This window comes from Enorma sp. (assembly GCF_982429025.1).
This window is the reverse complement of sequence record NZ_CEWCAA010000005.1, coordinates 40714-65797: the sequence shown is the minus strand read 5'-3', so window position 1 is coordinate 65797 and position 25084 is coordinate 40714. Positions and strand designations below refer to the sequence as shown.

Here is a 25084-nt window from a genome sequence, read left to right as displayed (position 1 = left end):
TAGGCCGGTTTTTCGGGCGCTTGTCAAGCAGCCAGCACGTTAACGGGCTCTCTACCAGCGGCTATGGTCGGACTTCATCGATGTCTGCTTTGGATACCTCGATAGAACCGGCCTAAATCGGAACAACTCCGCGCGTCTGCCTCCTTCGGGTCCTTATTGTTGCCTTTTGGAAGGTGTTACGCGCCTGTTCGCGAGCGGAAACCGGACATCAGGAGACGGTGGAGCTCTTCGCGGCGGGCGAGGAAGGTCTTCGTGCGCGCGTGCAGGGGAAAGCCGAGCATGTCCGAGAAAACTGAAAGCATGGTTTCAAGCTGATCGAGGTCGGCTATTTGACGGTAGTTGACATCGAGTACGACGTATCCCATCGACTGCAACGCGGCCGTTCTGCCCGATTGGATGAAGAAGCCGTTTCGGTCGGCATGATACTCGAACCCATTTACCTCGATAATCGCCCTCGGGCGTTCCCAAACCATATCTCCGACGCACGAGCCCATGCCTGCAAGTTTTCGTGCATCGGGGTCAAATACGATCCGTCTGTTAAGCTGCGGTGCGGGCCAACCTTCTCCGCCATATTGTTCTGGAAGAAACAGCAGGAGAGCAAGGCATGTTTCCAAAGGAGAGCCGGAGCCATCGAGTGCGAGCGTCCCCGCGCGCCGCGACAAGGATGACCCCTTGCGTCCTCGGAGCGCTTCAAGGTTGGAGACAAATTGCTCTGTTCGGATAAGAGGGGGACGTTTCCATAAGTTAGTGGGATTGCCCGATCGATCGAACGCAGGAAGCCAGGCTTCAGCGCTGTTGTCGGTGTGCGTTGTCTCGAACCGGCCATGCTCGTTATAGCAGGCATATGCACCGGGAGCGCCCCGGTGGCGCGAGGTGCGGTAGGCGGCAACCAGCTCATCGAGGACGCGTCGTTCGCGCCGTGTTGGATGATGGACGGCGTAGAGCCCGCAGAATTCATCGATCAAGGATATGAGCTTTGGCTGGGGAACGGTGCGGGCAACCTGTTGGAGGGCGAGGGTTGGCGAGGCAACGTAGAGCCCTCCGCCAAGTGCGTGAAGGAACTCCCTGGGGATGGACTTTCCTAATCGAGAAGGGTGTACAAGGGGATTTTGATGCATTCCGCCGCTCGAGTCGGAAAGGACGCGTATGGGTAGCGGAACGCCAATTAGGTCGGTGTATGCGTGGTGGTAAACGAGGCGTGTCGCCTCTGAGGCGTTGCTTCGGAGTCTGGTTTGTTGAGGCTTCGGGCCGCTTGGATGCTCATCGGGCTGGGTGAAGCCGTCTATTACGCTGGCATCGCAGATAATGGGAGGGGTTCTCCAGTAGGCAATAGCCGACCAACCGCTAACGATAACCATGGCACGCCCTTTCACGTGGTCCAACCGTTGAGAAAAGGGTCTCACGCCGAGCTGACCAATATCTGGCCGGTAGATGACGCTTTTCTGACCAAAATCTGTCTGATTTCTGAACACGTGAAAAAGATTGCAGATGCATCGGACTGCTTGATGCACAACGCTTATTTAGCTCCAGTCGCTTATGGACCCTGGGCGATATAAAAAACGATTTTGGGCCGGTTTATCGGGGATACCCAAAGTAGACATGGATATGGCGATGCGTTAACCTGCGCGTTCGTATTCGAAGAGGCGATGCCTACTTGCGAGGCGCCGAATAAACCGGCCTAAATCGGCGCTGAGTCGTCCTAGACTAGCGGAGACGCATACTTCTCGGGATGTATAAGATGCGCGGCAGCGAGCTGCGCCTTGCTTCCGTACGCAGGCGGTGAAATCGTTCGTTTTCTGCGCTTGATGTCTGCTGCGGGCGGGGCAATGGGTACCATGAGCCCATATGGAGTCTGGCGTTCGCGCTGGGGCGGGTTGCGGCTTGGTCGCGCGGGCGGCTGGGGTCGCACGACTACCCATGGTGCACTCTCGTATTGGAAAGGCCCGCTGTGCTTGAGCTCAAAGGTATCACCAAGGATTATCCATCTGGCGACTCGGTTGTCCATGCGCTCAAGGGCATCTCTGTTACCTTCCGCAACCAGGAGTTCGTGAGCATTCTCGGGCAATCGGGATGCGGCAAGACAACGCTGCTCAACATCATCGGCGGTCTCGACCAATACACGCGCGGCGACCTCGTGATCAATGGCCGTTCAACCAAGAGCTATCTCGACCGAGATTGGGACACGTACCGCAACCACAGCGTGGGCTTCGTGTTCCAGAGCTACAACCTTATTCCGCATCAGAGCGTGCTGGCCAACGTCGAGATGGCGCTCGTGCTATCCGGCACGCCCAAGGCGGAGCGGCGGCGCCGGGCGGAGGAGGCGCTTAGGCGCGTGGGCCTCGGCGAGCACCTGCGCAAGCGGCCAAACCAGCTCTCGGGCGGGCAGATGCAGCGCGTGGCCATCGCCCGCGCCATCGTTAACGACCCCGAGATCATCCTCGCCGACGAGCCCACCGGCGCCCTCGATACCGAGACCTCGGTCGAGGTCATGGATATCCTGAAGGAGCTCAGTCGCGACCGCCTCGTTATCATGGTCACGCACAACCCGCAGCTTGCCGAGGAATACTCCGATCGCATCGTGCGCATCCAAGACGGCCTGATCACGAGCGATTCCGCTCCGGTCGACCCTGCGCGCGAGCGCCTCACGCCCGAGCAGGTTCAGGCCCACGCGGTGGCCGATGCTCGCAAGGGCAAGCGCTCGATGAGCTTCCGCCAGGCACTTGCGCTCTCGTTCAACAACCTCATGACCAAGAAGGGCCGCACGTTCCTGACGGCGTTCGCCGGCTCGATCGGCATCATTGGCATCGCGCTCATCTTGTCGCTTTCCAGCGGCACCCAGGATTACATCAAGGAGACGGAGGAATCCACGATGGGCAGCTACCCGCTGACCATCAACCAGACCTCGACGGACCTTACGAGCGTCATGGGTGCGCTTATGGGCACGAGCGACGAGCGTACCGGCCAAAACGACAGCGGCGGCGTCCAGTCGAAAAACATCGTGAGCGATATGGTCTCGAGCATGGCCGAGGGCTCCACCGAAAACGACATGGGCGCCATCAAGGCATGGATTGACAGCGACCCCGCCATCGGGGACAGCCACTTGAGCGATCTGGTGACCGACATCCAGTTTACCTACGCGACGCCGCTCAACGTGTACCGATCCGATACGACCTCGGGTGCCGTGCAGGTTAACCCGGCGACCGTGCTCGACTCGCTCGGCATCGCAATGGGCGAGACCCAGACCGAGATGATGAGCACGATGAACGGCGGCAGCGGGTCGGCGTACGACGTGTGGACGGAGATGCTCGCCAACAAAGAAACGTGGGGGCGCGAGTACGACGTGGTGGCTGGACGTATGCCCGAGGCATGGAACGAGGTCGTTATCTATGTGGATGAGAACGATCGGATCAGCGACTACACCCTCTACGCGCTCGGGCTCCTCGACCAAAGCGAGCTGCGCGGCATGATGAGCGACGTGATTGCCGGCCGGAAGGTGGAAGATAGCGAGCAGACGAGTTACACCTATGACGAGCTCATGGGCCTCACGTTCAAGCTGGTGCCCGAGAGCAGCAAATACGCCCAGCAGCAAGACGGAACATGGGCCGACATGAGCGACGACGCGGATTATATGCGCGGCGTGGTGGACGATGCCGAGGAGCTGCGGGTGGTGGGTATCGTGCGCCCGAGCGAGGAGAACGACACGGGCAGCAACTGGGGCGCCGTGCTCTATACGCCAGAGTTGACGGAGCACCTGGTGGAGGCTGTGAACGCCAGCGATGTGGTGGCTGCGCAAGAGGCGAACCCCAACACCGATATCTTCACCGGCCTCCCGTTCGAGGACACCACGGTGAACCTCACCATGGATGCCATCGAGGCAATGATCGACCAGATGCCGAGCGAGCAGGGGGCTCAGCTTCGCTCCTATGTGGACGGCCTGCGCGAGGACGGCCTTTCGGACGAGGAGATCGCCTCGGCCTTCAGCCGGCAGATGAGCGAACAGACCGACAACGCCACATACGACGGGAACCTCGAGACGCTGGGCGTATGCAGCCTGGAAGAGCCGAGCTCCATTAGCATCTACCCCATAGACTTCGAAGCGAAGGAGCAGATCGACGCGCTGATTGACGACTATAACGAGCAGATTCGCGCGTCGGGCGAGGGCACGGAGATTCAATACACCGACATGGTAGGAATGCTCATGTCGAGTGTGACGGATATCGTGAACGCACTGACGTACATCCTCATTGCGTTCGTGGCGATTTCGCTTGTGGTGAGCTCGATCATGATCGGCATCATCACCTATATCAGCGTGCTGGAGCGCACGAAGGAGATCGGCATCCTGCGCGCAATCGGGGCGAGCAAGAAGGATGTGAGCCGTATCTTCACGGCGGAGACGTTCATCATCGGCCTCGTTTCGGGCGTGCTGGGCATTGTGGTGACAGTGCTGCTGGATATTCCGGTCAACATGATCATTTACCAGATTACCGGTGTGGAGAACCTGGCCTCTGTGCCGGTGGCCGCCGGAGCGGTGCTTGTGCTGATCTCGGTGGGGCTCTCGTTCCTGGCGGGGCTCGCGCCGAGCCGCATGGCTGCCAAGAAAGACCCGGTAACCGCGCTGCGCACCGAGTAGTGCCGATGGGGGCACCCGTTCCCTCGTGCGCGACCTGTCCCGGCTTCGCGTTTCGTCTACGTGCGCTTGAGGCGCCGCTGCCTCCGCGGCATGTTGGCTGCGGGCGTTCGTGCAATGCGCTATGCTTGGTGCCCTCGTGCCGCCCGTCGCGCGCCTCGCACGGCAGCGTGAGCTACGCAGCGGCGTGAACCGCGCGGCAGCGGGTGGCACCGAAGCGGCAACAAACACGGCAAGATGGGAGCGCGCATGGGAACCTATATAAGCAACGTGCAAACAGCGGTGTTGCTGTTCCCCCTGCTCTCGGCGTTGCTCTCGGTTCCTTATGCCATCTACCAGTACCGCAGCTACGGCAGCATCTCTCTATGGAAGACCTTCCTCGTCTTCTCGTTCATCTTCTACCTCATGTGCGCGTACTTCATGGTCATCCTGCCGCTTCCGGCGGACCGCAGCATCGTGGTACCTGGGGCGCAGCACCCGCAGCTCGTTCCGTTCCGCTTCATGCGCGCCCTCGAATCCGGGGCGCCGCTCGACCCAACATCTCCGGCGTCGTGGATCGCGTTCCTGCGCCGCCCTGACATCTACACGGTGTATTTCAACGTGCTGCTTACCGTACCGTTCGGTGTCTACCTGCGCTATCTGTTTCATCGCCGCTGGTGGCAGGCGCTCGTGCTGGGGTTCGCGCTCACCTTGTTCTTCGAGATATCGCAGATCACGGGGCTTTTCGGCATCTACGAGCATCCGTACCGGCTGTTCGACGTCGACGACCTCATCACCAACACGCTCGGCGCCATGCTTGGGTTCTGGGCCTCCATTCCGCTCTGCCACTTCCTGCCCGACCTGCGCGATGTGGACGAGCGGTCCATTGCGCGCGGTGCGGCGCACACCTCGTTCTCGCGTCGCCTGCTCGCGTTTGGAATCGATATGGCTGCCACCGCCGTCGTGCTTTGGCTGTATGGCATCGTGGGGCCGGCTGGACCGTCGGCTGCAGGCGAGCAATTCGCCGTGCTCGCTGGTTCGCTGGTCGCCACGTTCGTCACCTTCATGGCCATTCCCGTCATCACGCGCGGGCAGACGATCGGCCATATGGTGTTGCGGCTGCGCGTTGTGCGCCCCGATGGCTCAAGCGCGCGCAGCTGGCAGTACATCGCGCGCTACGGCCTTCTGTTCTGGGTGTTTCTCTTGCTGCCCAACTGGGTGAGCGCTCTGTTCCCAACCGGGGGAGTTACGCTCCATGCCGGGGCGGACGAGGTCTCTATCGGGGCGACCGCGATAGAGACCGTGCTGGCAAGCGTCTACCTGTTCTGGCTGGTAACTATCGCGCTCCGGGCGGCGCTTTCGGCCTTCAAGCACCCGTTCGTGATGCTGAACGGCGTTATCTCCAACACGCGCGTGATGTCCGAGGCGCAGGTTGAGCGTCTGCGTGCTGAGCGCCACGCGCAGAGCTTGGAGGAGGAGCTCGCGCAGAACGATCTGGGTGCGAGCTCGCTCGAAGACGCATTCGACTCCTCGTTCGATGCGGTGTACTCCGACGAGGAGGACGCCGAGATCGATGCGATGAGGGCGGACGAGTAGCGCAGGGCGCTGGTCCGGGGCCGGGGCGTGTCGCGCGGAGTGCCGGGCCCGGGCTTTGGGCAGGGTGTGCCGCGGGGGGGTGACCCGGCCCTGGGCGGACAAGCCCCGCGCGTGCGGCGCGGCGTGCCGGGCTTGGGGGAACGCGTTCCTTGCGCGGACGTTACGGTTTTGCTGAGCGTTCCCGTCGCGCTTCTGCCTCGGTGGGCCTGTGCCATAATAGGCGGGTATCAGCCGAACAACAGAGAGGACGCTATGTCCCACGTAGATGCATCGATTGCCCTTGGTTCAGCCCCTTGCGACGCGGCGCTGCCGAGCTCCAGCCAAGATGATGCGCTCCATGAGGAGTGCGGTGTCTTCGGCGTTTGGGCGCCCGGCCTCGACGTCGCGCGACTTACATACTTCGGCCTCAAGGCGCTGCAGCATCGCGGCCAGGAATCGGCGGGCATCGCGGGGGGCGACGGTGGCACGGTGATGGTCCGTAAGGACTTGGGCCTCCTCGACCAGGTGTTTTCGAACGCAGACCTCAGCTCGCTCACGGGCGACCTCGCCATCGGGCACGTGCGCTACGGCACGGCGGGTGCCAAAAGCTGGGAGTCCGCGCAGCCGCATCTCTCGACGATCAACGACGTGATCATTGCGCTGGCGCATAACGGCACGCTCGTGAATACCGACGAGCTGCGCCGCCAGCTCATCGACCTGGGCGTCTCGTTCATGTCGAGCTCCGATTCCGAGGTCGCGACGCGCCTCATTGGGTATTTCACCCAGCGAACGAGCCATCTGCGCGAAGGCATTCGCAAGACGATGGAGCTCGTGCGCGGCGGATATGCCATGACGCTCATCAACGAGCATGCGCTCTACGCGTTCCGCGACCCGTTCGGCATCCGCCCGCTTGTGCTCGGCCGCCTGCCGCTGGAATGCCAAAAGGGGGGCAGCCCACAATGTGACGCTGAAGCCTACGTTGGGGCCGAGGGCTGGGTCGTTGCATCCGAGACCTGCGCGCTCGATATCGTTGGCGCGGAATACGTGCGAGACATTCGCCCCGGCGAAATACTTCGCATCAGCGAGGAGGGGCTCGTCTCCGAGCAGGGTGTTCCCGCTGCGCGCGAATCGGCCGAGTGCATCTTCGAGCAGGTGTACTTTGCCCGCCCCGATTCCATCATGGCCGGCAAGTCGGTCTATGCGTGCCGCTACGACATGGGCCGGCAGCTTGCGCACGAGGCGCCCGTCGATGCCGATATGGTCATCGGCGTTCCGGACAGCGGCTTGCCGCCGGCGGAGGGCTATGCGCGCGAGAGCGGCATCCCCTTCGGCGAGGGGCTCATCAAAAACCGCTACGTCGCGCGCACCTTCATCCAGCCGACGCAGGAGCTGCGGGCAATGGGCGTTCGCATGAAGCTCAATCCGTTGCGCGACAACATCGCAGGCAAAAGGCTCGTGGTGATCGACGATTCCATCGTGCGCGGCACCACTATGGTGCAGCTGGTGAAGATGCTGCGCCAGGCCGGCTCGGCCGAGGTGCATGTGCGCATCAACAGCCCCGAGGTCGAGTGGCCGTGCTTCTATGGCATCGATACCGGTGTGCAGAAGCAGCTCATCAGCGCGAATAAATCGGTTGACGAGATTTGCGAATACATCGGGGCCGATTCGCTCGCCTTCCTTTCCGTTCAGGGCTTGCTTGCGAGCCTGCCCAAGCGCGGCTACTGCACGGCGTGCTTTACGGGGGTCTACCCGGTGGCGATACCGTCGAGCTTTGGCCGGGATAAGTTCATGGCGGGCTACGACCCCTGCAACCTCACGCAGGCCGAGGCAATCGGAGAGGCGGCGGTGACCTCCAAGGACCGCGACCGCAGCTGGGAAGAGAAGCACGGCGTTCGATAGCCGCTGATGGTAGAATCCAAGCGAGCCGCAAGGTATTGGGGTGCGTGCGGCGCCTCGATGCTGGTGGCTGGGCTGTATGCGAACGCCGGGGCGCGGGCCTCGGCTTTACGAGGGAGATCCCATGGCGTCATACGAGGGAAAGCGTTTTCGCGGTGACGGCGAGAGGCCGTCGTCCATGGGAGGGGCTGCCGGCGGCACCCGGCCGGGAAGCCATTTTTCGGGTGCATCTTCGAGGGGCGACGGTGCGGGCTGCGCGGGTGCGTCCGCCCGCCATGCCGCGCAGCCCGGTTCAGCCTCCCACGCTGCGGATCCGTCCGGTGCTTCGCGCCCCGCTGTTCAGCCCCCTGCGCGCATTCAGACTTCACGCTCCCAGCGAACAAATCGCGCTCATGCTTCGTACCAGCCGGAGGGCGCGCCGCAGAGCTATGCCTCCTCTGCCGCTCCGCGTGGGCGAGCTGCTTCCCGCGGTGCAGCGTCCGCCTATGCTCGGGGTGGTTCCTCGGGTGGCCGTCGCGGGCCGGGCAGCGGGCACGAATCGGGGCGTGACGATCGCGGGAGAACGGGCGGCGGGCGCAGCAAGCGCAACATCGTCTCGTACATGCTCATCGGCATCGGCGTTGTGTTGTTGCTCGTTGCCGCCGGCATCTTCATTTGGGCGCAGTTGGGCTATCGTCAGGCCGCCGAGACCTACTCGAACCTCACCCAGTACGTCACGGTAGACTCCGAGGGCGACGGCATTCCCGTTGTGGACTGGGACGCGCTCAAGGCGCAGAACGAAGACATTGTCGCGTGGATCTACGTGCCCGGTACCGATATCAGCTATCCCGTGGTGCAGGGCGAGACCAACGATGAATACCTGCGCACGCTGCCCGATGGCACGTGGAACAACAACGGCAGCATCATGCTCGATTGCGACCAGACGGCGCCCGGCATGGTAGACCAGCAGACCACGGTTTACGGCCACCATATGAACGACGGCTCCATGTTCCAGCCCATCGAGCAAACGCTCGACCAGGCAAGTTTCGATGCCATGGACACCGTGTATTACCTCACGCCCGACGCCACCTACAAGCTCACGCCGCTGTTCACCGCGCGCGTGGAGGAAAGCTATGTGGAGGCGCGGCAGGCCAATTTCGGAGACACGGCCGCGCTGCAGCAGTACCTGATGGACCTCCGCTCCTATGCCCAGGCGGAGGCGTCCGACGTTGACGAGCGCCTTTCCCAGACCGAACAGGTGCTGTCGCTCGTTACCTGCAGCGGCATGGCTCCCGCAGATCACCGTGCGGTCATGGTGTGCACCATCGCTGAGGAAACACCGGCTGCTGGCGCCTCGTCAACTGCAGAATAGGCGGTTTTCTTGTGCGCGAGCCCGCTCGAAAGGCCCGTCAACGGCCCCCGGGGCAATGTCGTTGCAAGTTTTGGGCACTTGAATGCGGGACCACGAAGTAGACCCCGTTCGGCCACCTCTGTAACCTGCGGTTTTCTTGCGCTTGATGCGCGGTCTACTCGGGCTCTCTCAGATGAAGTGCCCAAAACTTGAAAGAAGGCAACCACGTGGCTTGCGTGCATCCTCACGACTCCTGCGAGCTCCCGCATCGAGCTGGTATGATGGCAGGAAGAAACGTTCCTCCACGGAAAGGATTCGCGTATGAGCGAGACAGCTAGGCACATCACGTATGAAGATGCCGGCGTAGATACTGCCGAAGGGGGCCGTGCCGTCGACGCCATCAAGCAGATGGTTGCCGAGACGTCTCGCCCTGAGGTCATCGGCGGCATCGGCGGGTTTGGTGGCTTGTTCTCCGCTGCGGCCCTCAAAGACATGGAGGATCCCATCCTCATCAGCGGCACCGACGGCGTGGGCACCAAGCTCGTGTTGGCGCAGGTGCTCGATCGCCACGAGACCGTGGGCCAGGATCTTGTTGCCATGTGCGTGAACGACATCCTTGCGAGCGGCGCCGAGCCCCTCTTCTTCTTGGACTATGTTGCCATCGGTCATATCGAGGCCGAGCACATGGCCAAGGTCGTAAAGGGCGTGGCCGATGGCTGCAAGCTTGCGGGCTGTGCGCTCGTGGGCGGCGAGATGGCCGAGCACCCAGGCGTTATGCGCCCGGACGATTACGATATGGCGGGCTTCACGGTGGGCGTGGTCGATCGGCCCAAGATGCTCGATCCCGCCAACGTTCGCCCCGGCGATGTGATCATCGGGTTGCCCAGCTCTGGCATCCATTCCAACGGCTATTCGCTCGTGCGCCGCGTGATTGGCGTTGATAGCCTGGTGCCGGGAACGCCCGAGGCCGAGACCAAGCGCGCCGAACTCGAACAGCCTGTGCCCGAGCTTGGTGGAGAGAACCTGGCCGACGCCCTGCTCGCTCCCACGCGCATCTACGTCAAGCCCGTTCTCGGGCTTCTGCGTTCCGAGGCGGGCGCTCGCGTCCACGCAATTGCGCACATCACGGGCGGTGGCATCACCGAAAACCTCAATCGCGCGCTCGCGCCGGATGTGGACGCCGTGGTAGAGCGCACCGTGTCGCCGACGGGCTTCTCGATGGGCTGGGATGTGCCGCCCGTCATCTCCTATATCTCCCGCGCCGCGGGCCTCACGCCCAACGAGGCGTGCAAGACGTTCAACATGGGCGCCGGCCTTATGGTCATCTGCCCGGCCGATGCCGAGGACGCAATCGTAGCCGAGCTTGAGGCTCAGGGCGAGCGTCCGTTCCGCGTGGGCACGTGCGTTGCCGGCTCCGGCAAGGTGGTGTACAGCGATGAGCGATAACGAGAATCGCTCCACCTGCCAGGAGGCTACGGCTTTCGCAGGTGCGGACGAGGCATATCGCGCCGCTGTCGAGGAGGCCGGGCTCCCGCCCGAGGCACTCCCGAGCGATTCGTTCTTCGCGCCCTCCGTTGAGCGCGAGGTCGATCGCGCCCGCGCCGAGGCGGTTTCCGCTGCCCGCTCTGCTGCTGTGGGTTCCTCCGAGCCATCGGAAACGCTTGCGGCAAGCCCTGTCTACCAGGCCGCGTTTGCCGAGGCGCGCCGACGCATCGAGCAGCTTGAGGCGGCTTTCGACGTGGAGGCCGGAAACGCGCTGCAGGCTCGTCGTGCCGCCGCGCGTGCGGCGGGCGAAGACCTTCCGCCGCTTAAGATTGGCGTGCTCATCTCGGGGTCGGGCACCAACTTGCAGGCGCTTATCGACGAGATTGCCTCCGGCAACCTCAATGCCGAGATCGTGCTCGTGGTCTCGAGCCGGCCGAGTGCGGCGGGGCTCAAGCGTGCCGCGGCGGCAGGAATCCAGACCCTTGCGCTCTCCAAAGAGATATACGCCGATCCCTGGGACGCCGATGAGGTCATCGCCACCGAGCTCAAGCGCGCCGGAGCCGAGTACATCGTCATGGCGGGCTATATGCGCAAGGTGCACGAGCCGCTGCTTATGCTTTGGCCCAACCGCGTGGTGAATCTGCATCCCGCGCTGCTGCCGAGCTTCCAGGGCGCGCACGGCATCCAAGATGCCTACGATCGCGGCGTCAAGGTCACCGGCGTGACGGTGCATTTCGCTAACGCCGTCTACGACCAGGGGCCCATCATCGCGCAGGAGCCCGTGCGCGTCGAAGAGGGCTGGTCGGTCGACGAACTCGAAGCGGCTATCCATGCTGTCGAGCATCGCCTGTATCCGCAGGTTGTCGAGCTTCTCGCCGAGGGACGCGTTCAGGTGCGCGAGGACCTTACCGTTTCCGTCGATCGGTCGTAGCCGATCGCTCTCATACAACCCTTGCTCGCGGTTTGAATCAGCGGGCCCTTTCCGGAATGAGCCGTCTCCCACTCACGGGCTTTTGTCTAAGGGGGGCAGTTCAGAATCGGGGAGGGCCCGTACCTTTAGCATGGTGCTTCGGCTGAGTCTTTCTTGCACCTTGCATGCGGGTGCGAGCAGCGTAGTATCATAGGCCCTAGCAATTTCCGCTTGAACGGCAAGGAATGTCCTCATGTCTATGAACAAAGCCAACACGCCGGGCGCGCAGAAGGCCACGAGTCGCAAGCGCTCGGGCAAGAACGCTCACCCGCGCACCGCGTCCCAGCAGGTCAAACAGCCCACGAAGGCAGATTTCAAGCGTGAGAATCGCAAGAAGATGGGCACGGGCGTCAAGTACGTGCTCGTAGCGATCGGAGTGCTCGCCATGGTGCTGTCGGTCACAAGCGTTGCGTGCTCGGGCATCCTTAACCAGGTGTCCAACGGCAATGGCTACGAGCTTACCGGTGGCGTGGCGGCAACGGTGAACGGCGTCAAGATTACGGAAGACACCGTAACCGAGCAGATCATGAGCACGCGCTCTTCGTTGGGCTACGACAGCGATGAGGACTGGGCCAACTATCTTGCGAGCAGCGGCATGACGCCCGAAAGCTATCGCGAGAGCGTTATCGATAGCATCGCCGACCAGCTGCTCGTGAGCCAGGCCGAGCGCGACAACAACATTACGGTAAGCGACGAGGAGGTCGACGAGGCGTGGCAGGAGGCCGTTGCCAACTACGACTCCGAGGACGCCTTCATCGAGCTCCTGTCGCAGATTGGGTATACCGAGGAGACGTACCGGGAGAGCCTGAGCCAGAACCTCATGACCCAGAAGCTCTACGATGCGGTCGCGCCGGTCGATGACCCCACGGACGACGAGATCATCGCCTACGCGAATGAGAACCTCGACACCTATAACGGCGCCAAGCGCTCGTCCCACATTCTGATCAAGGTCGATTCCGAGGCCGACGACGCCACCAAGGAGGAAGCCAAGCAGAAGGCGCAGGACATCCTCGACCAGATTAACGCGGGCGAGATCTCGTTCGAAGACGCTGCGAAGGAATACTCCGAGGACAGCTCTGCTAGCAACGGCGGCGACGTGGGCTGGGATAAGCTCTCCTCGTTTGTCGAGGCGTACCAGACGGCGCTCGACGGGCTTGAGAAGGGGCAGATCAGCGGCGTGGTGGAATCCGACTACGGGTACCACATCATTCAGTGCACCGATGTCTTTAGCGTAGACGGCGAGGTGACGTCGATCGATCAGATCCCCGAGGACCTGCGCGACACGTTCTCGAGCAGCGTTAAGTCGACCAACCAGCGCACCGCGTACAACGATTGGCTTACGGCCACGCGCGAGGAGGCCGACATCCAGATCAACGATATGCCGGAAAACGTGCCGTATAACGTTGATATGAGCTCGGCGAGCTCGAGTGATGCGAGCACCGACGAGGCTTCTACCGGCGAGGACGCGCAGGGTTCGTCAAGCGAATAGGCCCGGGGTCGGTAGGTTAATACCGTCTAGGCACGACAGGCAAGCAGCGCCCGGGCACAGCCCGCAGGCGAGTGAGGAGATACCGATGACCAACGAAGAGCTGCATAACGAGATGGTTGCCGCGATGAAGGCGAAGGACAAGGTGCGCCTCTCCATCGTGCGCCAGGTGATGGGCGAGGTGAAGAACCTCGAGGTGAACGAGCGTCGCGACGCAACCGAAGAAGACGTTAACACCATGATCAAGCGCCTGATCAAGCAGACGACCGAGACGCTCGAGATGTCGCGCAAGGCTGGGAACAACCAGGAGCGCACCGACACCCTGACCCAGCAGGTTGAGATTTTGGAGAGCCTGCTGCCCGAGCAGCTCTCTGGCGATGCGCTGGTTGAGCTTATCGAGAAGACCATCGCCGAGGTTGGGGCTGCGACGCGCAAGGATATGGGGCGCGTGATGGGTGCGCTCAACAAGGCGACGGGCGGAAACTTCGACAAGGCGGCTGCTGCCAAGGAGGTCGGCGCCCGCCTCGCGTAAGGAATCGGCTCGCACGTGGGTTTCAGCGCGGACGACATGCCTCCGCGCTGTTGAAACGGGTCCGTTGGGGCGGTGCGTCCGCTTCATCGGGCCCGTATTTTGTGGAAAACTGGAACGAACAATGCGAAGACCCCACGGCGCTTGGTTTCCAATGCAAGAAAAGGGTCGAACGGAGGCGTAAATCTACCCGCCCTGTTCTGACGAGCTCCTGTTTTGCATTGCCAGCGAGATTGCCGGTCCTAGATGAGGCGATTTCGCACCGTTAACCTTGCTTCGCTCTGCCCCCCACCTGTACGTGTGCCCCTGGGGCAATGGGCATGCTGCTCCTTGTAGGTTTCACGCTAGCAAGGAGACTTCATGAGCGGCGCCACTGGTGCAGCCTCCCCTTAGGGATGCAGCAGTCCACATCGGGGCGGGTCCAGAGGGCTCGCCCCGTTGCTGTATGTATCAAAGTGACAGAATGAAACCAAATTGGGTATACTTGATTCCATTACTGCAGATGTACGACGTGTTGCTGCTCGGTTTCATGTTTATTGCGAGCTAACGGTATATGGTGAGTGATAGGGCGCGCACCCGTACAATAGGGCGTATTCAAATCGCATAGCTGTGCGTTTTGAGGCTCGGGCTTCGGGCTTGGGCGCGCGTATCGTGAAAGGAAGGGACCTCGTCCATGGCAAATATGATCGAGATCCGCGGTCTCAATAAGTACTTCGGCGATCTTCACGTGCTGAAGGATATCAACCTGACCGTCGAGGCGGGCGAGAAGCTCGTGGTCATCGGACCGTCTGGCTCCGGCAAGTCCACGCTCATCCGCTGCATCGATTGGCTCGAGGAGCCCACCACAGGCGAGGTGCTCATCGACGGGCAGCTCGTGACGAAGAAAAACCATCTTGAGATGGCGCGCAAGTATTCGTCGATGGTGTTCCAGCAGTTCAATCTCTACCCGAACATGACGGTGCTCGGCAACCTCACCCTGGCTCCCATCAAGCTCCAGAAGAAGAGCAAGGAAGAGGCCACGAAGACCGCCATGGCTGCGCTCGAGCGCGTTGGCCTCGCGCAGAAGGCGGGAGAATACCCGCAGAATCTTTCCGGTGGCCAGCAGCAGCGCGTTGCCATCGCGCGCGCCATGTGCACCAAGCAGCCCATCATCTTGTTCGACGAGCCCACATCGGCCCTCGACCCGGAGATGATCCAGGAGGTGCTCGACGTTATGATCGAGCTCGCCCACGAGAACATCACCATGGTCTGCGTTACGCATGAGATGAACTTCGCCAAGCAGGTTGCCGACCGCGTGATCTTCATGGATGACGGCCAGATTCTGGAGGAGGGCACTCCGGAGCACTTCTTCACCAACCCGCAGAACCCGCGTTGCCGGGACTTCCTCAATAAGATCCTGCATTAGCGAATGCGATTATCTCTCGGCTTCGTGATGTCTCGGCGCCGATAGATATACGCCCGGCCGGTGCACGTTATCGCCGGCTTGGCACCCGATTCCGAACGAAAGGGGTATCAATCATGGCTATGACTCGTCGCAACTTCATCAAGGCGTTCGGCGCAGCGGCAACGGTGGCGGGCCTCGGGCTCGCTGGTTGCAGCGGCGGCGACAGCGGCTCGGGCTCCGCTTCGGGCGATGGCGCTTCCAAGCTGCAGACCATCAAGGACCGTGGCGTGCTCAACTGCGGCGTTAAGGCCGACGTTCTTGGCTATGGTTACCTGAACACCGAGACCAACGAGTACGAGGGCCTCGAGATCGACCTGTGCTACCAGATCGCGGCCGCCGTGCTCGAGACCACGTACGAGGAGGCCAAGGAGCAGGGGCTGTGCGAGTTCACCACGGTGACGCCTTCCACCCGCGGCACGCTCATCGACTCCGGCCAGCTCGACATCGTGGCTGCCACCTACACCATCACGCCCGAGCGCGAGGAGGACTGGGACTTCTCCACGCCGTATCGCACCGACTCCGTGGGCATCATGGTCAAGTCGGCCAACGGCTGGACTTCGATGGAAGACCTGGACGGCCAGACCATCGGCGTGTCCACCGGCTCCACCACGCAGCAGCTCGTTGAGCAGATGATCGAGGACAACGGCTTCAACTGCACGCCCAACTTCACCGAGTACCAGTCGTACCCTGAGATCAAGGACGCGCTCGACGCCGGCATGGTCCAGGCCTTCGCTATGGATCGCTCCACCCTCAACACCTATATGGACGACACCGTCGAGCTGCTTCAGCCCGAGATTGAGTTCGGTACGCAGGACTACGGCGTTGCCACCCAGAAGGGCTGCGACCTTTCTAAGGTTGTGGACGACACCGTGAACGAGCTGCTCGAGAGCGGCTGGATTGACGAGGAAATCGAGACCTGGGGCCTCGTCTAACGATTACAGGGTAATGGACGGCGGGCTCTCGGCTTTTGGCCGCGGGCCCGCTCCGTGTCCCAAAAGGAGGCCGGCGCGCGGGCCCATACGATTGCGCCCGCCGCGCCGCACTGGATATGCCGCTACGCGCCGGTCCCCTTTTGGAACATGCGGGAAAGGAACGTCATGCTAGAAAGCCTACTTGATCCCCGGCGCTGGCAGATCACCTTTGATTCGATCGATGCGTTTTGGGACGGGTTCTTTGTTACGCTGCAGGTGGTTGTCTGGGGCCTGATCTTGGCTCTCGCACTCGGCACGATCCTGGGCGTGTTCTCGACCACGCGCTCGCGCGTGCTGCGCGCCATCAGCCGCGTGTATGTCGAGTTCTACCAGAACACGCCGCTGCCGGTGCAGGTCATCTTCATGTACCTCATGGGGCCGCAGCTTCTGCAGATTGCCACGGGCTCGGCCGCGCCGGTGCCCATTCCGTCTGTAGTGCTCGGTTTCGTGGGCGTTGGCCTGTATCACGCCGCGTATGTGGCCGAGGTTATCCGCACCGGCATCGAGGCGGTTCCGCGCGGGCAGATGGAGGCTGCGCTCTCTCAGGGCTTTACGCGCGTGCAGGCGTATATCTACATCATCCTGCCCCAGACGTTCAAGGTGATTCTCCCGCCGCTGTGCAACCAGGCGCTCAACCTGGTGAAGAACAGCTCGGTGCTCGCGCTCGTGGCGGGCGGCGACCTTATGTATCGCTCCAACAGCTTCGTGGGCACCTATGGCTACCTGCAGGGCTATATCCTTGCGTGCGTGATGTACTTCATCATCTGCTTCCCGCTCTCGATGCTCGTGCAGTATCTCGAGAAGCGCTCAAAGCGCGTTCCCAAGGCAAAGAAGCTGCGCGATATCGCGCCCGAGCTCACCAAGGAGGCGTAACCGATGGATGCTTTCAATGCAGCGAACCTCACCTTTATCCTTAACGGTTTCTGGTTGACCATTCGCATTTCGGCGCTGGCGATCGTATTCTCGATCATCTTCGGTACGGTGCTCGCCATGATCAAGCAGTACTGCCGCGGCAAGCTGTCTATCTTCCGTTGGATCGTGACGGCCTATATCGAACTGTTCCGCTGCACGCCCAACCTGCTGTGGATCCTCTTCATCTACTTCACGATGCGTGCCTCCAACTTCGTGGTTTCGGTGGTGGCGTTTACGGTGTTTACCTCGGCAGTCGTGGCTGAGATCGTGCGCGGCGGCTTCAACTCCATCCCCAAGAGCCAGTTCGAGGCTGCGCAGAGCCAGGGTTTTGGCTTCTTCGCCACCATGCGTCTCATCATCTTGCCGCAGACGTTCAAGACCATCATCCCGGCACTCTTCAGCCAGTGCACGACGGTCATCAAGGACTCCTCGTACCTTGCGAGCATCAGCGTCATGGAGCTCATGTTCAACGCGCGCGTGGTCATGGCACAGATTCCCAGCCTCGATCAGAAGCTTCTCATGTACGGGCTGGTCTTTGCCCTATACTTCGTGTTGAACTTTGGCATCTCGCTCATCGTTCGCGCATACCAGCGCCGCGTGGTTGCTGCGTAGGCGTAGGCTAGGAAACAGCACGTTCAGGCCAGCGTATCGAGGGAAGGCATCATGGGCATCATTCCACAGTTGAAGAAGAGGCGCGCCGAGCTCGAGTTGCGCGTGGCCGCGTCCGAGGCGGAGCGCGCGGGGCAGCCGGTCGTTATCACCATCGCCCGCGATTTTGGCGCGGAGGGCCACGAGATCGGCAAGATGCTCTCGGCGGAGCTTGGGATACCGCTCTACGATAACGAGATTCTCGTTCGTTCGAGCATCCGCGCCGGCGAGTCTATGGACCGCATCGCCGCCTACGACGAGCAGCTTGCTGCAGAGAACATGGCGTTCTTGCCGGATCGCGTGGACGCGCGCAACCTCGCCGATAAGCTGTTCGAGAAGATGGCCCAGGTGATCATCGACCTCGGTTCGACCGAGAGCTGCATTATCGAGGGACGCCTGTCCGACTACCTGCTGCGCGCCAACCCCAACCACATCGCGGTGCTCGTGACGGCGCCGCTTGAGGACCGCATTCAGATTGTGAGCAAGAAGCGCGGGCTCAACCATTACAAGGGGGCGCAGCTGGTCAAGAAGCAGCAGCGTGCGCGCGAGCAGTTCTACAAGCGCTATTCCGCTGGCAAGTGGCGCATGGATATGGGCAAGGACCTGGTGGTCAACCGTGCGAAGCTGGGGCGCCAGGGGTGCGTTGACGTGATCGCTGCCGCGTACCGCTCCAAGCTGCGTGAGCTGGGGCTTACCGAGACGGGTCAAGCGCCGCGTACTGTGATTGACGACGATACACTGCATGTGGCAGCGGAAGTGGGATAGCAGGCGGCTGCTGTTGTGACGCGCCGCGCATGACGTGCGCCGGCTCTGATACGCGCCGGGTTTGACGCATGAGCAGGGTTTGGTACACGAGCATGCTTTGACACACACCTGCTGTGGCGTATGAGCGCCGGTGGTTCGGGGTTTCCGGGCCGCCGGCGTTTTTTGCGCCTCATCGCAGGCGCTGTTCGTAGTTCGGCGTCGCGTCTTTAGGCGGGGCGCGTCGGGGCAGGGCACTGAGGCTTCATGCCTGCTGCAACTACCGGTTGAAGCCCTGCGGAGAGGCGGGCGCCATATCGCATATACTCGAACTGTTCATGCTGAATAATAGGGGAATCTATGTCTGCATCCGATAAGCCGCCGTTCCGCAAGCGGCATCCATGGTTCGTGCGTATCGCGGCGGCGATGCTCGTGCTCGCGCTTGGTTTTAGCGCGTACATTGCCGTGGCGGTGTGCAACCGCCTCGAGCAAGAGCGGCTTGGCCTGGCAACCATCGAAGCGCCCGCTGCGGCTACGCCCATCGAGGGGTCGTCAAAGCGCTCGGGAGCGTTTACCGCGGAGATCGAGTTCACGAGTATGGCCGCAACCGAAGGCCAGCGCGTGGCGACCGAGGTCTCCTGGGACGACGACTGGTTCTTCCAGGATCCAACGGCCTACAACCATGAGCTGGCAACCACATGCTCGGTGCTCTCGGCCGTGGCAAACGCGGAATCCTCCTATTACCAAGAGGGGTCGGATGCTCCCGCCTATATGGAGAACGCGCTTGGCGCGCTTGGCTTTGAGGAAATCTCGACCGCATCGTACCAGTACCGCAGCGAGGTCTTTGACGAGGTAATCGATTTCTTCGCAGGCACAGACGATGTGGTGGCGTATTCCGTGGCAACCAAGCACGTAACGAGCAGCACGGGCGAGGAGAAGGTGCTCTACCTCGTTTCCATTCGCGGAAGCTACGGCGCAGAGTGGCTGAGCGATTTCAATATGGGCAATGCGGCCGATTACGACATGGATGCCATCGACCATGAGGGGTTTATGCGCGCAGCCGACGAGATTATCGAGGACCTTTCCACTCGCTTGACCGAGGAGTACAGCGAAAACCCCGATGTGCAGGTGGCGCTGCTTTTCACGGGCCACTCGCGAGGCGCGGCGACGGCGAATCTGGCTGCATCCTACGCAGACGACATGACCTCCGGCCTGCGCCCGCTCACGACGCTCGAGAACATCTACTGCTACACGTTCGCAACGCCCGAGGTAACCCAGTTCGACAATACGGGAGAGGCGCTCTACAACAACATTTTCAATATCATGAACCCGAGCGACCTGGTGCCGCGCCTGCCGCTTGCCTCATGGGGCAATGCACGCTACGGGCGCGATCTGTGGCTTCCAGGGTACGGCGATGCGACCTTTAACGATCGTTATGCCGATATGCAGGCTGCATTCGAGGAAAACGTGGGTGCGGAGTGCCCGTATGTTCCCGAGGACCGTGCGCAGGTAGATGCATTCATCGAGAAGCTGGGTGAGCAGATTCCTACGCAGGACGACCTTGTTTCTGCAGGTGGCATAGCTTCGCTTATACAGGATTTCGCTGTGGGCCTTGACCCTGTTCGGGTGCTGTACGGACATTATCCTGGAGTATATATCGCATGGATGCAGGTGATCGATGCGGACGACCTTCGCAGCTCTTAGGGCGAAACTTGCGGACCGCTGCATCAAACCGAGGGCCGCTGCCGGATGTTCCAGCAGCGGCCCTCGTGCGTCATGCGTAATCAAGCTGCGAGGTTCGCGGGGTGGCGATTACGCTTCCTCGCCGATCAGCTTTTCCTTGATATCGGCAGCGGCCTTCTTGCCGGCGCCCATGGCCAGGATGACGGTTGCGGCGCCGGTTACGATGTCGCCGCCAGCCCAGACACGCGGATTGGAGGTGCGCCCGTTCTCATCGGTCTCGATGAGGCCCCAACGGTTGAGCTCGACGTCGGCGCAAAGCTTTGCGAACGGGTTTGCGCGCGTGCCGATGGCCGTGACCGCGACGTCGCAGGGGATGGCGAATTCGGAGTCCTGGATGGGGATGGGACGACGGCGGCCGCTCGCATCGGGCTCGCCAAGCTCCATGCGCTGAAGCTCGATAGTCGAGACGAAGCCGTCCGGGCCGGGCAGGAAGCGCAACGGGTTGCAGAGCTCGAGAATCTCAACGCCCTCTTCCTTGGCGTGATGGATCTCGGCGCGGCGCGCGGGCATCTCGGCCTCGGTACGGCGGTAGGCGAGGGTGACCTTCTCGGCACCCAGGCGAAGTGCGGTGCGCGCGGCGTCCATGGCCACGTTGCCGCCGCCGAACACGACGACGTTCTTGCCATGACGGATGGGCGTGTCGTACTCGGGGAACTCGTACGCCTTCATGAGGTTCGTGCGCGTGAGGTACTCGTTCGCGCAGTACACGCCGGGCAGGTTCTCACCGTCGACGTGCAGGAAGCGCGGAAGGCCCGCGCCCACGGCCAGGTAGAGCGCGTCGAAGCCGTCCTCGTTGAAGAGCTCGTCGGCATCGAAGAGGCGGCCGGCGACCGAGTTGTACTCAAAGTGGACGCCCAGCTCCTCCAGGCCCTTGATCTCGCGCTTGACGATATCCTTGGGTAGGCGGAACTCCGGGATGCCATAGGTGAGCACGCCGCCACCGGTGAAGAACGCTTCGAACACGGTAACGTCGAAGCCCTCGCGCGCGAGCTCGCCGGCGCAGGCGATGCCAGAGGGGCCAGAGCCCACGATGGCAACCTTTTTGCCGTTGGACGGCTTGCACTCGGGCGCCTCGCCCACCTCGTCGGCCATGTCGCCGAGCATACGCTCGAGCTGGCCGATTGCCACGGGCTCGCCCTTGCGGCCGAGGATGCACTTACCCTCGCACTGGTTCTCCTGCGGGCACACGCGGCCGCAGACGGAGGGGAGCAGGTTATCGGCCTTGATGGTCGCGAGCGCCCCTGCCCAGTCCTCTTCGCGAATCTTCTCGATGAACTGCGGGATATGGACGCCTACCGGGCAGCCGTCCATGCAGAGCGGCTTCTTGCAGTCGAGGCAACGGTTTGCCTCGGCGATGGCATCGGCCTTGGTGTAGCCCGTGTCGACCGGGCGGAAATCATGAGCGCGCTCCTCTGCGGGCTCCTCGTTCGCGGGAGTGCGGGGAGCTCCGATATTGGGGCGGTACTTTACTTCTGGCATGCGCAGTCCTCCTCATGATGCTTGATGGAAGCGGCTTCCTCGGCCTTGTAGCTCGCCTGGCGATGAGCGAGGTCGTCCCAGTCGACGAGGTTCGCATCGAAATCCGGGCCGTCGACGCAGGCGAACTTGGTTTCGCCGCCCACCTCGACGCGGCAGCATCCGCACATGCCGGTGCCGTCGACCATAATCGGGTTCAGGCTCGCGACGATGGGAATCTTGAACTCGCGGCAGGTGAGGGTCGAGAACTTCATCATGGGGACGGGGCCCACGCAGAAGCACGAATCGATGGAGTCGGTCTCGCAGAGGCGACGGAGCGGCAGGGTAACGACGCCCTTCTCGCCCATGGAGCCGTCGTCCGTGGTGATGAAGAGGTTCTCGAGCGGCAGCGACGCGAACTGCTCGAAGAGGATGAGCAGGTCCTTGTTGCGGGCGCCCATGATGACCGAGACCTTCTTGCCCTGTTCGCAGAGGGTGCGCGCGACCGGATAGGCGATGGCGAGGCCCACGCCGCCGCCAACGACGGCTACGCGATCGCCCTCGATCTCGGTCGGGCAGCCGAGCGGTCCGGTGATGTCCTGGATCTCGTCACCTTCGTTGAGCTCAGAGAGGCACTGGGTCGTCTTACCCACGACCATGAAGATGAACTCGATCCAACCCTCCTCCGGGTTCCAGTTGGCAAAGGTGAACGGGACGCGCTCGCCCGTCTCGTTGATGCGCACCATAAGGAACTGACCGGCATGGGCATGCTTGGCCATCCTGGGTGCGTGGACGCGGAACTCGAAGACCTTCTCCGAGAACTGCGTCTTCTTCAGGATCTTGAACATAGAACCCCTCTCTCATACGAGGCAGGGAGGCTGCGGTGCATGCTGCTCGGCCTAGAAGGACGGGCTGCGCGCATACCGGGCTCCTGCCTGCACACACAAAACCGATTATACCCCGCTGCCTGCATTTTCAATGCAGGCGAGCAGCAGGTATCGGATGAGCGGTGCGTGCATGACGCATGCGGTTGAGGGGTTGGCGCGCTGGGCGCAGCGCCGGTATTTAGTGCTTGCCGTTGTTCGCGCCGGCGCCGTTCACGTGGTCCCGGGCATAGATGACGCCTTGTGCGAGTGCGAGCTCGCAGACGTCTGCTGCGCGCATGATGGTGTCATCGAAGGCCTCAGCGTCCTTGCCGCGCAGTTGCTTGAGCACAAAATCGGCCGTGGGCATGCGGCCCGGAGGCTCGCCGATGCCCGTGCGGATGCGGCTGAAGTCGCGGCTACCCAGCTTGTCGATGATCGAGCGCAAGCCGTTGTGCCCGGCGTGGCCACCGCCGACCTTCACACGCACGTCGCCCTCGGGGATGTCGAGCTCGTCGTGGACGACGAGGACCTCCTCCGGCTTGATGCCGTACTCGCGGCAGAGCTTGGAGATGGGGCCGCCGCTCGTGTTCATGAAGCTTTGCGGCTTAACGAGCACGACCTCGCGTACGCCGCCTTCGGCTTCCGTATCGCGCACCTTGGTCGTGGCGACCTCGGCGCCCAGCTGGTTTTTCCAGTACGACACACCGGCGCGGCGAGCTAGCTCGTCTACCGTTTTAAACCCAGCATTGTGCCGGGTGTTAGCGTATTCTTCGCCAGGATTGCCCAGGCCTGCGACCATGCGGATGGGCATTGGTTGTGCTGCCGCCATGCAAGCTCCTTTTCTGTGATGGAGGTCCATCGCGTAAGATCCCCGCACCATTCTCGTTCATTGCGGACAAATTATCGCTGTTTTGGACACGGATCACCTCGATTTAGGACATGTCCGCCGAATGTCCTAAATCGTCCGGATGACGGGACGTAGCTCGAGCGCGCAGCTACGCATTGGGAGCGCCCGTGCGTTTCGCGTATGGATCTGGTTCGCGTTCGTCCTGGTTCCATCAAAATGTACTCGGGGTATATCTTTTGTAGGGATGCGATATGGTGAATGAGCGCGGGTGCCCATGTGATACCGTTCGTACATGGAAGCACTTGTGATCATAGACTTTTCCGCTTTGCGAGGCGTGCGTTCCGCCCGCCGCGCGTACGGCTCTTTGCCATGGGGCGCTGTGGGCCGCGTTGAGCAACGCCATGCGATCGAGGGTTGCGTACCCAACGCGGATATGGTTGATCTTGATGATTTAGCACGCTTGGGCATGTGGGCACCCAATGAAAGCGAGGGGCTCCACGTGCTCGTAGCGAGCGCGGGCGCGCGGCGCGCCCGAGCGCCGATGCTTTGCCATGTGTGTCCCGGCCCGCTGCCGCTTGGTGCGATTATGCGCGTTGCCCCTGGGGTGTATTGTTCTTCTCCGGCGTACACGGCGCTGAGGTGCTCGCGTGGCAGATCCGTTCCTGAGATCCTCGTTCTGTTGCTTGAACTGTTGGGCTCCTATTCGCTGCCGCCAGAGGCCACATTTCCTATCGCGTGGCGCGGGGTCTGGCCCGATGAGGTTGAAGGAAAGTCTGTTGAGCAGATTCACTATCCAAGTGAGCCGGTAGTGACAATAAAAGAGCTTCAGGCAATGGCGCGTTATGCAAAGAGCAGCGAGTACGCCAACTTTAGAACTGCCGTACGTCTTGCAGCGACGGGCTCGAGGTCGCCAGCCGAGTCGATCATGTATGGGATGTTTGCCCCGCCCTTGCGATTCGGAGCTTTCGGGATTTCGTCCCTGAAGGGAGGCATGCTGCTCAATCATCGGATTGACTTCGATACCACTTCGCTTCATATGGCGTCAGGGGTGCCGTATGCTGTGTGCGATGCGTACATTCCTGCTGCCCATATTGATACGGAGTACAACGGAATCGGGCACGAGGAGGAGAACCGTCGGATTCATGACGGGCAGCGCAACAACGGTCTCAAGGGTATGGGTGTTACGGTGCTCGTTATCAATCGAGACCAGATGCGTGACATTGTTGCTTTGGAAGCAATTGCCCGTTCGATTCATAAGGCGGCTGGTGGCCTGCTCCGGTATCGATACTCTGGCGTCCGCCAGCGTCAGACAGCATGGCTCAATGGCTTGCGGGCGGGGAGCGGACTTCCTCCCGCGTAGTTTTTCTTTCAAATGCTGCTTTTTCTGGCAGTTATTTCAACTATGAACGATTGCAGAGGCGATGTGGCGAGCATCGTCAGCAGCTGGGTGGCGGAACCGTCAAATAAGCGACAAAAACCAGGCATTTTGCTAGGTGCGTTGGTGTCAAAAAGCCATGGGCGGCGTCGCAGCGGCTGCCAAATCGTTCATAGTTGAAATAACTGCCAGAAATAATTGGATT

19 protein-coding genes are annotated in these 25084 nt (G+C 61.7%); 15 read left to right on the top strand and 4 right to left on the bottom strand.

The annotated features are described in order from the left end of the window. Window positions 1-176: 176 nt before the first annotated feature. Window positions 177-965: a hypothetical protein gene (locus AC1VS5_RS01975; RefSeq protein WP_481217525.1), complete on the bottom strand. Its 789-nt coding sequence runs from the start codon at window positions 963-965 to the stop codon at window positions 177-179. A 983-nt stretch (window positions 966-1948) separates the two neighbouring features. On the opposite strand from AC1VS5_RS01975, the gene AC1VS5_RS01970 reads away from it, so the two are divergent. The 14 genes from AC1VS5_RS01970 to AC1VS5_RS01905 all read left to right on the top strand — a co-directional run bounded on the left by AC1VS5_RS01970 (window position 1949) and on the right by AC1VS5_RS01905 (window position 20297). Further along, entirely contained in the window at window positions 1949-4630 is a 2682-nt protein-coding gene (locus AC1VS5_RS01970; RefSeq protein ID WP_287747399.1) for an ABC transporter ATP-binding protein/permease, read from the top strand. Between the two features lie 246 nt (window positions 4631-4876). After that, complete coding sequence (locus AC1VS5_RS01965; protein WP_481217524.1) at window positions 4877-6202, top strand: VanZ family protein; 1326 nt, start codon at window positions 4877-4879, stop codon at window positions 6200-6202. A gap of 252 nt (window positions 6203-6454) precedes the next feature. Beyond that, window positions 6455-8080, top strand: a complete 1626-nt coding sequence (gene purF, locus AC1VS5_RS01960; protein ID WP_481217523.1) for an amidophosphoribosyltransferase — start codon at window positions 6455-6457, stop codon at window positions 8078-8080. Window positions 8081-8201: 121 nt separating this feature from the next. After that, window positions 8202-9428 (top strand): sortase domain-containing protein, encoded by a 1227-nt coding sequence (locus AC1VS5_RS01955; RefSeq protein ID WP_481217522.1) that lies wholly within the window; start codon window positions 8202-8204, stop codon window positions 9426-9428. 300 nt (window positions 9429-9728) lie between these two features. Next, complete coding sequence (gene purM / locus AC1VS5_RS01950) at window positions 9729-10853, top strand: phosphoribosylformylglycinamidine cyclo-ligase (protein WP_481217521.1); 1125 nt, start codon at window positions 9729-9731, stop codon at window positions 10851-10853. Window positions 10854-11163: 310 nt separating this feature from the next. Further along, entirely contained in the window at window positions 11164-11823 is a 660-nt protein-coding gene (purN, locus tag AC1VS5_RS01945; protein ID WP_239458578.1) for a phosphoribosylglycinamide formyltransferase, read from the top strand. 232 nt (window positions 11824-12055) lie between these two features. Next, window positions 12056-13351, top strand: a complete 1296-nt coding sequence (locus AC1VS5_RS01940) for a peptidylprolyl isomerase (protein ID WP_481217520.1) — start codon at window positions 12056-12058, stop codon at window positions 13349-13351. 85 nt (window positions 13352-13436) lie between these two features. Next, window positions 13437-13880 (top strand): GatB/YqeY domain-containing protein, encoded by a 444-nt coding sequence (locus tag AC1VS5_RS01935; RefSeq protein WP_019127465.1) that lies wholly within the window; start codon window positions 13437-13439, stop codon window positions 13878-13880. Between the two features lie 670 nt (window positions 13881-14550). Then, complete coding sequence (locus tag AC1VS5_RS01930) at window positions 14551-15282, top strand: amino acid ABC transporter ATP-binding protein (RefSeq protein WP_481217519.1); 732 nt, start codon at window positions 14551-14553, stop codon at window positions 15280-15282. A gap of 113 nt (window positions 15283-15395) precedes the next feature. Further along, window positions 15396-16253: a substrate-binding domain-containing protein gene (locus tag AC1VS5_RS01925; protein WP_204627400.1), complete on the top strand. Its 858-nt coding sequence runs from the start codon at window positions 15396-15398 to the stop codon at window positions 16251-16253. Between the two features lie 165 nt (window positions 16254-16418). Next, window positions 16419-17165: an amino acid ABC transporter permease gene (locus AC1VS5_RS01920; protein WP_144687425.1), complete on the top strand. Its 747-nt coding sequence runs from the start codon at window positions 16419-16421 to the stop codon at window positions 17163-17165. A 3-nt stretch (window positions 17166-17168) separates the two neighbouring features. Then, window positions 17169-17816 (top strand): amino acid ABC transporter permease, encoded by a 648-nt coding sequence (locus AC1VS5_RS01915; RefSeq protein ID WP_019127469.1) that lies wholly within the window; start codon window positions 17169-17171, stop codon window positions 17814-17816. Between the two features lie 51 nt (window positions 17817-17867). Next, on the top strand, window positions 17868-18617 hold the full coding sequence (locus tag AC1VS5_RS01910; protein WP_022349595.1) for a cytidylate kinase-like family protein: 750 nt from the start codon (window positions 17868-17870) through the stop codon (window positions 18615-18617). 336 nt (window positions 18618-18953) lie between these two features. After that, window positions 18954-20297: a lipase family protein gene (locus AC1VS5_RS01905; RefSeq protein ID WP_481217518.1), complete on the top strand. Its 1344-nt coding sequence runs from the start codon at window positions 18954-18956 to the stop codon at window positions 20295-20297. Between the two features lie 108 nt (window positions 20298-20405). Here AC1VS5_RS01905 and gltA read toward each other — a convergent pair whose 3' ends face one another. The 3 genes from gltA to pth all read right to left on the bottom strand — a co-directional run bounded on the left by gltA (window position 20406) and on the right by pth (window position 23486). Further along, the gene (gene gltA / locus AC1VS5_RS01900) at window positions 20406-21815 is read right to left on the bottom strand and encodes an NADPH-dependent glutamate synthase (RefSeq protein ID WP_287747371.1); all 1410 of its coding nucleotides are present in this window, start codon (window positions 21813-21815) and stop codon (window positions 20406-20408) included. Then, a complete protein-coding gene (locus tag AC1VS5_RS01895) occupies window positions 21803-22639 on the bottom strand; it encodes a sulfide/dihydroorotate dehydrogenase-like FAD/NAD-binding protein (protein ID WP_019127473.1) in 837 nt (278 codons plus the stop codon). The genes gltA and AC1VS5_RS01895 overlap by 13 nt, the downstream gene beginning before the upstream one ends. 217 nt (window positions 22640-22856) lie before the next feature. After that, complete coding sequence (gene pth / locus AC1VS5_RS01890) at window positions 22857-23486, bottom strand: aminoacyl-tRNA hydrolase (protein ID WP_481217517.1); 630 nt, start codon at window positions 23484-23486, stop codon at window positions 22857-22859. A gap of 397 nt (window positions 23487-23883) precedes the next feature. On the opposite strand from pth, the gene AC1VS5_RS01885 reads away from it, so the two are divergent. Further along, window positions 23884-24864, top strand: a complete 981-nt coding sequence (locus AC1VS5_RS01885; RefSeq protein ID WP_481217516.1) for a hypothetical protein — start codon at window positions 23884-23886, stop codon at window positions 24862-24864. The last annotated feature ends 220 nt before the right edge of the window (window positions 24865-25084 follow it).